This is a genomic window from Arenimonas sp., assembly GCF_022842045.1.
GTDB lineage: Bacteria > Pseudomonadota > Gammaproteobacteria > Xanthomonadales > Xanthomonadaceae > Arenimonas.
Genome location: NZ_JALHQI010000016.1, coordinates 1 through 13,344 on the forward strand (window position 1 = coordinate 1; position 13,344 = coordinate 13,344).

The window sequence follows — 13,344 nt, forward strand, 5'->3', positions numbered from 1 at the left end:
GCCGTGGCCGCGCCCGCCGGGGCTGCCGGCCAGCCCGCGCCGGGCGCGGCGTTCCGGGTCGATCCCTACGCCGGCTCGACCGTGCGTGAGGACGACACGCTGGCCTTCGACGCCTACGACTTCGTGGTCGGCAAGGAGAGCAACGGCGACCTGCGGGCGCGCACCGTCGAGGGCCGCGTCACCCGCACGCTGTACAACAATCCCTCGGGCCGCTCCACGCTGGAGATCGCCCGCAACTACGAACAGGCGCTGCGCGGCCGCGGCCTGCGCATCGTGCACCAGTGCGCCGGCCGCGATGCCTGCGGCGGCACCGGCAACCGCGAGGCCAACTGGAACAACGTGGCCGGTATGAACATCGGCGTCGGCGGCGACTTCCGCTACGTCGCCGCCGAGGGCGTGGTCGGCAGCCGCCAGGTCAGCGTCGCGGTGATGGTGAACAAGCAGCGCACCTGGGTCACCGTGGTCGAGGGCGCGGCGATGCAGACCGGCCAGGTCGGCGTGAACGCCGACGCGCTGGCGGCCGAGCTGGCCGAAGGCGGCAAGGTGCGCCTGGACGGCATCTATTTCGACACCGGCAAGGCCACGCTGAAGGCCGAATCGCGCGCGGCGCTGGCCGAGGTGGCCGAACTGATGCGCCGCGACCCGTCGCTCAAGCTCGAGATCGTCGGCCACACCGATGGCGTCGGCGATGCCTCGGTGAACCTGCGCCTGAGCGAATCGCGCGCACTGGCCGTGCGCGCCGCGCTGGTGATCGACCACGGCGTCGCCGATCGCCGGCTCAAGGCCCGCGGCGCCGGCGAAGCCGAGCCCGTGGCGCCGAACGACAGCGAGGCCGGCCGTGCGCTCAACCGCCGCGTCGAGCTGGTGAAGCAGTGAGGCCGGCCGTGTCCCGCCGCGGCGTGGCCCGGTTGGCCGCCGGCCTGCTCGCTGCCGCCGCGATGTCGGCGCAGGCCGCGGAGCCGTCGGCTTGGTGCGACGCGCTGTTCCCGGTGGAAGACATCGCCGCCGTGATCGGCGCCGATCGTGCCGCCGGCATCGCCCGTCGCGCCAGCAGCGTGGTGCCGGAGGACGACCGCCGCTGCAGTCGGATTTACAGCATCGGCGACGACCGTTTCTCCGACGAGCTGGTGCTCATGGTTTCTCCCGCGCGCGATGCCGCCAGCGCAGTGGCGACGGTCAACCGCATGGCCCGCGAAACCGGCGTGCGCCGCTTCGGCCTGTCTCGGCCGGAAGGCCTCGGCGCCTCGGCGGTGCACTTCCGCCAGCCCGATCCGCTGGCCTCGCACCGCATGGAGTTCAACGTCAGCTTCGCGCTCGCCGATCGCGTGGTGGAGCTGCGCTACTTCAACGTGGACGACGCCAAGCCCAACAAGTTCCTCCAGGCCAGCAGCGAGCTGGAAGCCATTGCCCGGCGCGTCGCCGAACGGGGCCTGCCGTGAACGCGCGCGGCTGGGTGGCCGTGGGCGTGGCGGTGGTGATTGCCGGCGGCGTGCTGGCGGCCTCGGGCGTGATGCCGCTGCCTGGGCTGCGACCGCCGCCGATCGAGGTGGTGGAGTCGGGCAGCGACGCGGCGCGGGCGGCGGGCGAAGTGACCGCGCCGACGCCGGTGGATCCGTTCGCGCCGGCCATCCCGATCGTCGAGTCCGGCAGTGAGGCAGCGCGCGACCTGGTCGGGGAAATGTACGTGCCGCTGCCGCCGATGCACGACCCGTTCGAGCTGCCGTCCATCCCGGTGGTGGAAAGCGGCACCGACGAGGCCTGGATCGCGCACGGCGAGGAGATCATCAACGTCGCCGAGCAGGAGCGGCTGGCCGAGCGCCGGCGCCGGATCGAGCAGCTGTTCAGCGCCAACAGCGCGTTCCCGCCCAACCCCGAATCCGAGCTGGGCCGCTACCGGTTCGACCTCCGCATCCTGCAGCTGGTCGACTCCTCGCGCGGGCTCGACCGCCTCAACTACTACGTCAACAGCGCCGACAACAGCCAGCTGTTCCTGGCCACGGATCTCGGCGACCTGATCCCGCCGGGCACCTTCGCCAACGGCGAACTGCACTTCGTGCTGCGCCAGGCCGACGGCGACACCCTGGCCTGCGGCAAGCACGCCGACATCGGCGACGCCTGCCTGATGCTGGGCGAGGACCTCGGCTCGGCCTTCGCCTGGTTCCGCGACATGAACCTGCACCGCCGCTTCCTCGACACCCTCCCGCGCGTGCCGCAAACCCTGGGCGAAGGCCCGGGCGGCAACGTGCAGGGCCTCCGCGGCAAAGGCGAGGACGGCTTCATGCAGATGTGGGTGGGCCGCAACCCCAGCCCGATCGCCACGCAGATGCCCTTCCTGGGCGCCGGCGTGGGCGTGATGAAGGACTTCCGCATCCGCGCCAACCGCACCGTTCACCGTACGCGCTGGGAAGGCGGCGACATCGACGGCGGCGACCTGGTGATCGACCTGATCGAGCTGGCACCGGCGCGCATGGAGCGCGATACCTCGCTGTACCGCATCGTCACCGCCTTCACCGCCCAAGGCCTGGAAGAGGCGATGGCGATCGGTAACCAGGTGCCCGACGTCGTCGCCCAGGCCACCGCGATCCGGGAGGCGCTGGACGCCTGCCCCGCGGGCCGCGCCGGCAGCGACTGCCGCAAGTTCCACCGCGAGCGCATGAAGGAGCTCGACCAGCGCATGCGCGACCAGGCCCTCGACTTCGGCCGCCGCCACGGGCTGCCGGTTGGCGAAGACTGACCCCCCGCACCAAGGAGACGCCGCATGAAGACCCTGCCTTTCCTGCTGTCGGCCGCCACGGTTGGCCTGCTGGCCCTGCTGCCGCCCGCCGTCGAAGCCCAGGATCCGCCGCCGCCGCTCGACTGCCGCGCCGTCCAAGCCATCGGCACCGCGATGCGCGACGAGATCCTGGCCGAGCTCAACGCCGGCCTCAGCGACGAGCCGATCGAGATCAGCCGCCGCAAGTCGATCTTCGTGCGCGAAGTGGTGGACATCCGCTTCGAGGGCTGCAAGCTGTTCGCCAAGGCCGCCGTCGAGCTCGAGCGCAAGGTGCGCCGCGATGCCGACGGCTATGCCTTCGTCACCGGCAACGTGGTTTCGATGCGACTGCGTCCGACGCGCCAGGTGTGCCTGGACCGCAAGCCCAAGGTGCAGCGGATGGAGATGAGCCACACGCTCAACATCGGCGAGCGCGTCTACACCCGTGTCGCCAACAAGGTCTATCCGCCGGACCGCTGCTTCCCGGCCGAGGGCTAGCGGCGCGCGGCCGGCAGGCCGAAGAAGGACGCGGCGGTGGCCGTGGTGGCCGCGGCGGCCACGGCCACGTCCTCGCCGCGGTCGCGGGCCAGCTCCTCGATGATGTGGGCCAGGTACATCGGCTCGTTGCGGCGGTGGCTGGGCATCGGCTTCACGGTGCGCGGCAGCAGGTAGGGCGCGTCGGTCTCGACCATCAGGCGGTCGGCCGGGATGTCCTTCACGAACTCGCGCAGGTGCTGGCCCCGGCGTTCGTCGCACAGCCAGCCGGTGATGCCGATGTGCCAGTCCTGGTCGAGGTAGTCGAAGCACTCAGCGCGGGTGCCGGTGAAGCAGTGCACCACCACCGGGCCGAGCTGGCCCTCGAAGGCCTTCATGATCGCCATGAAGTCGCCGTGGGCGTCGCGCTGGTGCAGGAACAGGGGCAGTTTGGTTTCCGCGGCCAGTTCCAGCTGGCGCTCGAAGGCGCTGCGCTGCGCCGGGCGCGGCGAGAAATCACGGTGGTAATCGAGGCCGCACTCGCCGGCGGCCACGACTTCGGGCTCGGCCTGGAGCGCCCGCAGCTCGGCGATGCCCTCGGCCGTGCACTCGGTGGCGTGGTGCGGGTGGATGCCGGCGGTGGCCCAGAGCAGGCCCGGGTGCGCCTTGGCCAGTTCCAGCGCCCGCACCGCCCCGGCGCGGCTGGCGCCGGTGACCACCAGCCGCGTCACCCCGGCCAGCACCGCCCGCTGCAGCACGGCGTCCAGGTCGGCGTCGAAGCTTTCGTGGCCCAGGTTGGCGCCGATGTCGATCAATTCCATGAACGGATCCTGTTCGCGAGGCCGCAATTCTAGCCGCCGGGCGTCAACCGCGGGCCGCGGGCCGCGTTCTGGCGGGCATGACCCGATCCGGCTGGCTTGCCTTCACGCTCACCCTTGGCCTGGGTGCCCTGTGCCTGCCGGGCACGGGCGCGGCGCGGCCCACGTACGACCTGCAGCCGGTGCGGCTGGCGGTGCAGGCGCTGGTGGGCGACTACGCCCTCGACGGTGCCTCGCTGCGGCTCGCCCGCGAGGGCCAGGTGCTGATGCAGGAAAGCTTCGGCGGCTACCGCGGCGACGAGCGCGTGGCCATCGCCTCGGCCAGCAAGTGGCTGTCGGCGCTGGTGCTGGGAAGGCTGGTCGAACGCGGCGTGCTGGCCTGGGACAGCCGCGTGGGCGACTACTTCCCGGACGCGCCGGCGCCGACCCGGGCCATCACGCTGGCCCAGCTGTTCTCCCACACCGCCGGCATGGACGTGGACGACGCGCCCTGCCTCTCGAACCGGCTGACCACGCTGCAGGACTGCGCACGGCAGATCCTCGGCACGCCCCTGGTGTACGCGCCGGGTACCGGCTTTGCCTATGGCGGCAATTCGATGCAGGTGGCCGGCGCGATGGCCGAGCGCGCGACCGGCGAGGGCTGGGACGCGCTGTTCATCGCCGAAGTGGTGGCGCCCCTGGGACTGAGCGGCACCGACTGGAGCACGGCCAGTCTGCTGCCGGGCTATGTCCCCACCCCGAACCCGCGAATCGCCGGCGGCGCGCGCTCGACGCTGGATGACTATGGCCGGGTGGTGGACATGGCACTGGCGGCCGGACGCCACGGCCACCAGGTCTACCTGCGCGACGACACCATCGCCGCAATGGCGATCGATCGCGCCGCAGGCCTCCCGGTCTATTTCTCGCCCGTCGGTGGCCGGGGCTACGGCTACGGCATCGGCCAGTGGGTGGAAGCCAAGGACGCGCGCGGCAACACGCTGCGCGTCTCCAGCCCCGGCGCCTTCGGCTTCACGCCCTGGGTGGACTGGCGCAACGGCAGCAACGGCGTGCTGCTGGTGCGCGGCAATGGCTCGGCGATGCGTGAAGACCTGACCGCGATCGAGCTGCTGGCACTGCAGCAGCTCGACTTCCAGCGCTACACCCAGTCGGTGAAGCGCACCGTGCGCCCGCAGGGACGCCGTCCAACGCTCGACGCGAGGCGTCGCGCTCTCTAGCCTAGCGCGGTGAAACCCGCCGCCACCCGCCCCGACTTCCCGATCGCCGGGCTGCTGCCGCAGCTGTTGGCCAGCCTTGAGGCGCACCCGCGCCTGGTGCTCGAGGCCCCGCCTGGTGCTGGCAAGACCACGCAGGTGCCGCTGGCCCTGCTGTCGGCCCCGTGGCGCGGTGACGGCCGCCTCCTGATGCTGGAACCGCGCCGCGTGGCCGCGCGCGCCGCCGCCGGCTTCATGGCGCGCCAGCTGGGCGAGGTGCCCGGCGAGACCGTGGGCTACCGCATCCGCTTCGAAGCCAAGGTCAGCGCGCGCACGCGCGTGGAAGTGGTGACCGAAGGCATCCTCACCCGCATGATCCAGGACGATCCCACGCTCGAGGGCGTGGCCGCGATCGTGTTCGACGAATTCCACGAACGCCACCTCGCCGGCGACCTGGGCCTGGCGTTGGCGCTGGACGTGCAGTCGCAGCTGCGCGAGGACCTGCGCATCCTCGTGATGTCGGCGACGCTGGACGGCGAGAAGCTCGCCCGCTTCCTCGATGCGCCGCGGCTGACCAGCGCCGGCCGCAGTTTCCCGGTGGCGGTGTCGCATTTCCCGGCGCGGCGGGATGAACCGCTGATGGCGCAGCTGAAGCGCTGCGTGGTGGAGGCGGTGGCGAAGCATCCTGGAGACTTGCTGGTGTTCCTGCCGGGGCAGCGGGAGATTGGCGACGCCGCGCGACTGCTGGCCGAGGCCGCGATGCCGGATGATCCGGCCGTGCTGCCGCTGCATGGCGACCTCCCCCTCGAAGCCCAATCCGCCGCCCTCGCCGAAGACCCCGCGGGCCGCCGCCGCATCGTCCTCGCCACCAACGTCGCCGAAAGCTCGGTCACCTTGCCGGGCGTGCGCGTAGTGATCGACGCCGGCCTGGCCCGCGAGCCGCGCTACGAGCCGAACTCCGGTTTCTCGCGGCTCGACACCGTCACCATCTCGCAGGCCTCGGCCGACCAGCGCGCAGGCCGCGCGGGCCGCGTCGCAGAGGGCTGGGCATATCGGCTGTGGCCGCAATCGCAGCGGCTCGAGCCGATGCGCACGCCCGAGATCGCCCAGGTCGAACTGGCCGGCCTCGCGCTCGAACTCGCCGCCTGGGGCGCCGCCGACCTGCGCTTCGTGGACGCGCCCCCGCCCGGCCCGCTGGCCGCCGCGCGCGAGCTGCTGCAGCGACTGGGCGCGCTCGATGACGGGCAGCGCATCACCGCGGTCGGCCGCGAGCTGATGGCGCTGGGCACGCACCCGCGCCTGGCCGCGATGCTGAAGGCACCGCGCGATGCCGCGGAGAAGGCCTTGGCCTGCGATCTAGCGGCGCTGGTGGAGGCCCGCGATCCCCTGCGGGGACGACGCGACGACATCGCCAGCCGCTGGCAGGCCCTCGCCGCGTTCCGCAAAGGCCGCGTGGGTCCCGACGCCAACCGCGGCGCCCTGGCCGCCATCGACAGCGCCGCCAAACAGTGGCGCCGCCGCCTGCGCGTGGATGCCGCGCCGCCCGACGACGCGCCGGCCCACCTGCTCGGCGACCTGCTCGCGCACGCCTTCCCCGACCGCATCGCCCGCCAGCACCCGGGCGAACCGCGCCGCTACCAGCTGGCGAACGGCCGCATGGCGCGGATCTTCGACGACAGCGCCCTGTTCGGCGAACCCTGGATCGTGGCCAGCGAGCTTCGCTTCGAGGCCAAGGACTCGCTGGTGCTGCGCGGCGCCCCGGTGGACGAAGCGCGCCTGCAGCGCGACTTCCCCGAACGCTTCTTCGAAGGCGACGTGGTGCGCTGGGACCCTGACGCCCGCGCCCTGGTCGCCCGGCGCGAGCGCCGCTTCGACCGCATCACCCTCGAATCCAAGCCCGCCGGCCGCCCCGACCCGGCGCTGGCCGCGCAGGCGCTCAGCGATGCCGTTGGCGAGCTCGGCCTGGACGCGCTGCCGTGGACCGAAGGCCTCACCCAGTGGCGCGAGCGCGTGCGCTGCCTGCGCGAGTGGCTGCCCGAGCTGGGCCTGCCCGACCTGTCCGACGAGGCCCTGCTGGCCACCCGCGAGCAGTGGCTCAAGCCCGCCTTCGCCGGCAAGACCCGGCTCGACGCGCTCGACGAGGAGGCCCTGGGCGAGGCCCTGCGCTCCACGCTGGACTGGTCGCTGCGGCAGAAGCTCGACACCCTGGCCCCGCGCCGCATCACGGTGCCCTCGGGCATGGAGCGCGGCATCACCTACGAACACGGCCGGCCACCGGTGCTGGCGGTGAAGCTGCAGGAGCTGTTCGGCCTGGCCGACACCCCGCGCGTGGCCGAGGGCCGGGTGCCGCTGACCCTGCACCTGCTCTCGCCCGGCGGCAAACCGCTGCAGGTGACCCAGGACCTGCGCAGCTTCTGGGCCAACACCTACCCGGAAGTGCGCAAGGAAATGAAGGGCCGCTACCCGCGCCACCCCTGGCCCGATGATCCCTGGACCGCCACCGCCACCCACCGCGCCAAACCCCGCGGCACCTGAGGCCTTCGAACGCGCGATGCGCCGTTCATACGAATAGCGGTACGCTAACGACGCACTCGCGCTTCCCGCGCCCACCCCACGGAGACATGCCATGAGCAAGACGAACAAGATCGTTTCGACCGCGCTGGCCAAGTTGAACGACGGCAGCGCGATGGCCAAGAAAGCCTGGAAGAATTCCGACCTCGCCGGCAAGGCCAGCGCCCTGGTCGGCGCCGGCGCGGGCCTGGCCGCGGTGAAGAAGGGCGGCGCGGCCGCGGTCAAGACCGTGCGCAAGCACCCGGTCGGGGCCGCCGTCACCGCCGCGACCCTGGCGGCCGTGGGCGCCGCGGTCTACATGGTCAACAAGAAGAAGAAAGCCGCGGCCGCCAAGCCCGCCGCGAAGAAGGCGAGCAAGCAGGTCGCCGCGAAGAAGGCCACCGCGCCGGCCAAGAAGGCCGCGGCGAAGAAGGCGCCCGCCAAGAAGGCCGCGGCCAAGAAGGCCCCGGCCAAGAAAGCCGCCGCCAAGAAGTAAGGCTCGATGTAGGAGGGACTTCAGTCCCGAAGCTTTTCGGCGGGAAGCTTCGGGACTGAAGTCCCTCCTACAGTTCCTCCCACAACACTGCGATCACTCGTCGGCGGTGCGGCCGGCCTTCAGCGAAATCGGCCAGCGCACCTCGCGCCGCCGCGCCGGATCACCCCAGGCCGACGCGAACTTCGAGCCGAATTCCGACACCGCATCGCGCCCGGTTTCCTTCAGGCAGCGCTGGCTGCTCGACCACGTGCGCAGATAGTCCAGGTACTGCCCCAGGTCCCACGCCACCGTCATCTCGAACCGCGGCGCATCGCTGATGGGCTCGAACGGGAAGGGCAGGTGCCGGTAGCCGTCGTCCACGTGCCGCCGCTCGGGGGGCCAGTAAGGGCCCAGGCGGCGTTCGTACAGGTCATCGAAGACATCGTCCACGCCGCGGTCCACCCGCGTGCGGCCGTAGCACCAGACCGCGATCACGCCGCCCGGGCGAAGCACCCGCTGCGCTTCGGCGCAGAAGCGCTCCTGGTTGAACCAGTGGTAGGCCTGCGCGGCGGTGACCAGGTCGACGCTGTGGTTGCGCAGCGCGCTGTGCTCGGCTGATTCCACCCGCCAGGTGATGCGCGGGTCGGACGGTGCCGCCGCGATTTGTGCTTCGCTGGGGTCGCTGGCATGCACGCGCTGGAAATGGTGCACCAAGGCCAGGCTGGCCTGGCCGTTGCCGCAGCCCACGTCCCAGGCCAGGTCGTGGTGCCGGCACTGATCGGACAGCCAGCCGAAGAGGCCAGGCGGATAGGTGGGACGGGCGCGGGCGTAGTCGGTGGCGTGTCCGGAGAAGTGGTCCTGGAAGGCCATGCCGCGCTCCTGGATTACTGGGTGAGTTCCCGCCACTGGCCGGGCGGCAGGCCCTCGAGCCGATGCGGCCCGACCGCGATGCGCAGCAGGCGCAGGCAGGGCAGGCCGACCGCGGCCACCATGCGCCGCACCTGGCGGTTGCGGCCCTCGGTGATGGTGAGCTCGATCCAGCTGTCGGGCACGGTCTTGCGCGCGCGCACCGGCGGATGGCGCGGCCAGAGCCAGTCGGGCGCGCCGATCAGCACCTGCGCCTTGGCCGGCCGCGTGACGCCGTCGGCCAGGGTGACGCCGCTGCGCAGCTGGGCCAGGTGTTCGTCGCCGGCCACGCCTTCCACCTGCACCAGGTAGGTCTTGGGCCAGTGGAACTTGGGCGAGCTGATGCGGGCGATCAGCGGGCCGTCGTCGGAGAGCAGCAGCAGGCCCTCGGAGTCCTGGTCCAGGCGGCCGGCGGCGTAGACGTCGGGCGGCAGCGAGAACCCGGCCAGCGTCGGCCGCGGCGGCACCGTTTTATCGGTGAACTGGCAGAGCACGCCGTAGGGCTTGTTGAAGGCAATGAGCATCGGTCCAGTGTAGCTCCGTGGGACACTGTGCGCTTGCCCCCGCCCCTGAATCCCGGAGATCGCATGGCCGCGACCCACCCCCTGCGCCGGCTGGCCGGCTTTGCCCGGCCCCAGCGCCGAAATGCTGTCCTGGCGACCGTCTATTCGGTGTTGAACAAGATCTTCGACGTCCTGCCGGAGCTGCTGATCGGCGTGGCGGTGGACGTGGTGGTGAACCAGGAGGACTCGTTCATGGCCGGCTTCGGCCTGCCCGACCCCCTGCACCAGCTGTACGCCCTGGTGGCGCTGACGGTGGTGGTGTGGGTGGCCGAATCGCTGTTCGAGTACCTGTATGCGCTGAAGTGGCGCGGGCTGGCCCAGGACCTGCAGCACGCGCTGCGGCAGGCCGCCTACGGCCACGTGCAGAAGCTGCCGCCGGCCACCATCGAGCGCGAGCGCAGCGGCCGGCTGATGGCGCTGATGAACGAGGACGTGAACCAGATCGAGCGCTTCCTCAACACGGGGGCCAACGACCTGATCCAGGTGGTGGTGTCGTCGCTGCTGGTGGGCGCGGTGTTCTTCGTGCTCACCGCCGACCTGGCGGCGCTGGCGATGCTGCCGATCCCGCTGATCCTGGTCGGCGCCTTCTGGTTCCAGAAGCGCCTGGCCCCGCGCTACGCCGCCGCCCGCGAGGCCGCGGCCACGGTGTCGGCGCGCCTGGACAACAACCTGGCCGGCATGGCCACCATCCAGGCCTATACCGCCGAGGCGTTCGAGGCGGCGCACCTGCGCGAGGCGTCGGACGGTTTCCGCGCCCGCAACGCCGAGGCGATCCGGTTCTCGGCCGCGATCACGCCGGTGATCCGCATGGCGATCCTGGCGGGCTTCGTGGCGACGCTGCTGTACGGCGGCATGCTCACGCTGCGCGGCGAGCTCGGCGTGGGCAGCTACTCCGCGCTGGTGTACCTGACCCAGCGCCTGCTGTGGCCGCTGACGCGCCTGGCCGACATGACCGACCTGTACCAGCGCGCGATGGCGTCGGTGAACCGCGTGATGGACCTGCTGGACACGCCGGTGCCCGTGCGCGGCACCGCTGCGTTGCCGGCCGAAGGTGGCGGCGAGCTCCGCTTCGAGGCCGTGGGGCATGATTACGACGGCCGGCCCGCCGTGCACGCCGTGGACCTGGCGGTGCCCGCGGGCGCCACCGTGGCCCTGGTCGGCGGCACCGGCGGCGGCAAGAGCACGCTGCTGAAGCTGCTGCTTCGCTTCATCGACCCCGCGCGTGGCCGCATCCTGCTCGACGGCGCCGATGTCGCCGGCCTGGACCCGGCGGCCCTGCGCCGCGCGATTGGCTACGTCGCGCAGGAGCCCTTCCTCACCGACGGCACCGTCGCCGAGAACATCGCCTACGGCGAGCGCAGCGCGGACCGGGCCCGCATCGAAGCCGCGGCCCGCGCCGCCGAGGCGCACGACTTCATCGCCGCCTTGCCGCTGGGCTACGACAGCCCCGTGGGCCAACGCGGCAGCCAGCTCTCCGGCGGCCAGCGCCAGCGCATCGCCCTGGCGCGCGCGCTGTACCGCGATCCCAAGGTGCTGGTGCTGGACGAAGCCACCTCCGCAGTGGACAACGAGACCGAGGCGGCCATCCAGCATTCGCTGGCCACCGCTGCCCGCGGGCGCACCACCCTGGTGGTGGCGCACCGGCTGAGCACCGTGCGGCATGCCGATGCGATCCATGTGCTGGAGGCGGGGCGAATCGTGGAATCCGGCACGCACGACGAGCTGGTCGCGCGCGGTGGGGCGTATGCGGCGCTGTGGCGGCTGCAGACCGGCGAAGCCGTGGGCGGCCAACATGCCGTTGGGTGAGATCGTCGGCCATGTCGTGCTGGAAGTCGTCGTCGAGATCCTGATCAAGGGCCCCGGCTTCCTGATCGCGCGCCAGTTCAAGCCGGGCATCGATCCCGACGGCAAGTGGTCGATCCTGTGCGGCCTCGTGTTCTGGCTGCTGGTGGGGGGATTGGGCTACCTGGCCTGGCGCGCCCTGGCCGCCGATTGAATGGCCCGGCGAGGGCTGGCACATTCCGGAGCCTGACAAACTCATGAGGGGTGCGCTGAATGGCTTTCGGATTCCTGACCTGTGCGGCGCCGGACGAACACATCGCCTGGCTGCATGAGCACCCGGGCGCGGTGCACGCTTACCTGGACGGTGTGCCGCCGGAAGGCATCGCGACTGACGCGCTGCCAGCCTGGTGGCCGTCTGCGCCGCCGGCCATGCATACCTCCTGGGGCGTGAACCATCGCAACCCGGACCTGTACCACTGGATCCTCAACGGCAGCGCGGATCTGGTAACGGATGCGGGGGCGCTGTTCCAGGCTTGGTATGCGCCGGACCATCCGGCCAACATCCTGAAGCTGGACGGGCACAACGAGCGCTTCGCGGTGACCTCGGGCCAGCTGCCGGCGCTTGCGGCCCGAGCGCATTCGGTGACGGTGGACACCGTGCTCACCGCCTTCGTTGGTTGGTGCAAGGCGCAAGGCAAGTCCTGGGAAGACCTGGACGTCTATGCCTGCGAACCCTTCCTCTACGAGTTCCAGCCGTTGGCGGCCCAACTCGATGACGCCATCCGCGATGGCCATGGACTGATCTGGTAGCCACTGCGCGAACGGCAGGCTTGGCGCGGTGGTGGCTGCAAACGGGGGCTGGCGCGAGTGGCTGAGCAAGCCGGAAGGGGTGCGCTACGGCGCATGACTGCTCCAATATCCAATTAGGCGTTGGATCTCCGGTGTAAACGCAGATCCAGGGAGGGGATGCTGGAGGCGTAGGATTGGGAAATCATTGAATGTGAGAACTTTTGGACTTGACCGTGGTGTGGGTGCGGGAGAAAGATTCCGGTTATGCCTCGCAATTGAGGTCCAATAGGAAGTTAGGTGGCTCATGAATGTTCGAGGGAAAGCAACTCTAAGGTTTGTTGCTACCTACTGCTTGCTTTCCTTAGTGCTCTCTTCCTGTTCTCTTGGCCAGCATCCTTTTTTGATGGTTCAGGTTTGCGTCGAGGATGATGGCGGCTTGGAACTCTTCAAGCGAACATTGCGATCAATTGCGCTTGAAGAGAACATGCGCTACGTCGACCGTGGCGAAGCCTCAGAGAAAGAGCTGCAGCAACTTGACGCCCTCGACCGCCCAAGCGGAACTTTGGTGAACGTCGGTGTGATCGGAAGCGACGGTCATAGTCTCGGTGCCGGCAACCTGGGCCTCAATACTTACGACATTGCTGTAGGGTTCGCTCATGGCAGAGATGGTAGCGCAGGCGTCGAATTCTCCCATCGGGTCGTTGCACAACTTGAGCAGCATTGGGTTGTAACGCCGGTACCCAAGGACTCCGGTGCGCTTCCGAATCCCGGTTGCTCGCAGGCCGTGGCATCGCCACCTAACTGATCATTCAAGCCGACGCCTTCGGCGCGGCTTAACTAAGGCGTTAGCCACACAAATCATGCGAAGCCATTCAGTGAATTGCCTGGCCTGTCGCGAATCGATCGCAGTCGGTCTGACTGACTACCTCCCGCCGCCTTGGCAAGACGCGCCTCAAATCACTTGCTCCAATTGTGGGACAGGCCAGTTTCTTTCACTGCGAACTCGGTTCCTTGGCGGAGCAATCTGTTTCGCCATTCTTATGTG

Annotated in this window: 14 protein-coding genes; 11 read left to right on the plus strand and 3 right to left on the minus strand. The window is 70.4% G+C overall.

Annotation, left to right across the window (positions count from 1 at the left end):
• From Q0C12_RS05310 to Q0C12_RS05325, 4 genes are all read left to right on the plus strand, one after another.
• The coding region (locus tag Q0C12_RS05310; protein ID WP_290887212.1) for an OmpA family protein at nucleotides 1–876 on the plus strand (876 nt) is incomplete at its 5' end.
• 8 nt (nucleotides 877–884) lie between these two features.
• Nucleotides 885–1,439 (plus strand): hypothetical protein, encoded by a 555-nt coding sequence (locus Q0C12_RS05315; RefSeq protein ID WP_290887215.1) that lies wholly within the window; start codon nucleotides 885–887, stop codon nucleotides 1,437–1,439.
• Entirely contained in the window at nucleotides 1,436–2,734 is a 1,299-nt protein-coding gene (locus Q0C12_RS05320; protein ID WP_290887216.1) for a hypothetical protein, read from the plus strand. Before Q0C12_RS05315 ends, Q0C12_RS05320 begins: the two co-directional genes overlap by 4 nt.
• Nucleotides 2,735–2,758: 24 nt before the next feature.
• Entirely contained in the window at nucleotides 2,759–3,250 is a 492-nt protein-coding gene (locus Q0C12_RS05325) for a hypothetical protein (protein ID WP_290887219.1), read from the plus strand.
• Here Q0C12_RS05325 and Q0C12_RS05330 read toward each other — a convergent pair.
• Nucleotides 3,247–4,047, minus strand: a complete 801-nt coding sequence (locus Q0C12_RS05330) for a TatD family hydrolase (protein ID WP_290887222.1) — start codon at nucleotides 4,045–4,047, stop codon at nucleotides 3,247–3,249. The genes Q0C12_RS05325 and Q0C12_RS05330 overlap by 4 nt on opposite strands.
• A 77-nt stretch (nucleotides 4,048–4,124) precedes the next feature.
• Between Q0C12_RS05330 and Q0C12_RS05335 the strand changes: the two genes are divergently transcribed.
• The 3 genes from Q0C12_RS05335 to Q0C12_RS05345 all read left to right on the plus strand — a co-directional run bounded on the left by Q0C12_RS05335 (nucleotide 4,125) and on the right by Q0C12_RS05345 (nucleotide 8,280).
• A complete protein-coding gene (locus tag Q0C12_RS05335) occupies nucleotides 4,125–5,258 on the plus strand; it encodes a serine hydrolase domain-containing protein (protein ID WP_290887225.1) in 1,134 nt (377 codons plus the stop codon).
• Between the two features lie 9 nt (nucleotides 5,259–5,267).
• Nucleotides 5,268–7,769, plus strand: coding sequence for an ATP-dependent helicase HrpB (gene hrpB / locus Q0C12_RS05340; RefSeq protein ID WP_290887228.1), 2,502 nt, complete (start codon nucleotides 5,268–5,270; stop codon nucleotides 7,767–7,769).
• Nucleotides 7,770–7,860: 91 nt separating this feature from the next.
• Complete coding sequence (locus Q0C12_RS05345) at nucleotides 7,861–8,280, plus strand: hypothetical protein (RefSeq protein ID WP_290887230.1); 420 nt, start codon at nucleotides 7,861–7,863, stop codon at nucleotides 8,278–8,280.
• Nucleotides 8,281–8,373: 93 nt separating this feature from the next.
• Here the strand turns inward: Q0C12_RS05345 and Q0C12_RS05350 are convergent, their stop codons facing one another.
• Nucleotides 8,374–9,129, minus strand: coding sequence for a class I SAM-dependent methyltransferase (locus Q0C12_RS05350; protein ID WP_290887233.1), 756 nt, complete (start codon nucleotides 9,127–9,129; stop codon nucleotides 8,374–8,376).
• Nucleotides 9,130–9,143: 14 nt separating this feature from the next.
• Nucleotides 9,144–9,689 (minus strand): pseudouridine synthase, encoded by a 546-nt coding sequence (locus tag Q0C12_RS05355; protein ID WP_290887236.1) that lies wholly within the window; start codon nucleotides 9,687–9,689, stop codon nucleotides 9,144–9,146.
• A 63-nt stretch (nucleotides 9,690–9,752) separates the two neighbouring features.
• Between Q0C12_RS05355 and Q0C12_RS05360 the strand changes: the two genes are divergently transcribed.
• The 4 genes from Q0C12_RS05360 to Q0C12_RS05375 all read left to right on the plus strand — a co-directional run bounded on the left by Q0C12_RS05360 (nucleotide 9,753) and on the right by Q0C12_RS05375 (nucleotide 13,104).
• Nucleotides 9,753–11,534, plus strand: a complete 1,782-nt coding sequence (locus tag Q0C12_RS05360) for an ABC transporter ATP-binding protein (protein ID WP_290887239.1) — start codon at nucleotides 9,753–9,755, stop codon at nucleotides 11,532–11,534.
• Nucleotides 11,521–11,724, plus strand: a complete 204-nt coding sequence (locus Q0C12_RS05365; RefSeq protein ID WP_290887242.1) for a hypothetical protein — start codon at nucleotides 11,521–11,523, stop codon at nucleotides 11,722–11,724. Before Q0C12_RS05360 ends, Q0C12_RS05365 begins: the two co-directional genes overlap by 14 nt.
• 59 nt (nucleotides 11,725–11,783) lie before the next feature.
• Nucleotides 11,784–12,320, plus strand: coding sequence for a hypothetical protein (locus tag Q0C12_RS05370; protein WP_290887246.1), 537 nt, complete (start codon nucleotides 11,784–11,786; stop codon nucleotides 12,318–12,320).
• 382 nt (nucleotides 12,321–12,702) lie between these two features.
• The gene (locus Q0C12_RS05375; RefSeq protein WP_290887248.1) at nucleotides 12,703–13,104 is read left to right on the plus strand and encodes a hypothetical protein; all 402 of its coding nucleotides are present in this window, start codon (nucleotides 12,703–12,705) and stop codon (nucleotides 13,102–13,104) included.
• Nucleotides 13,105–13,344: the final 240 nt, after the last annotated feature.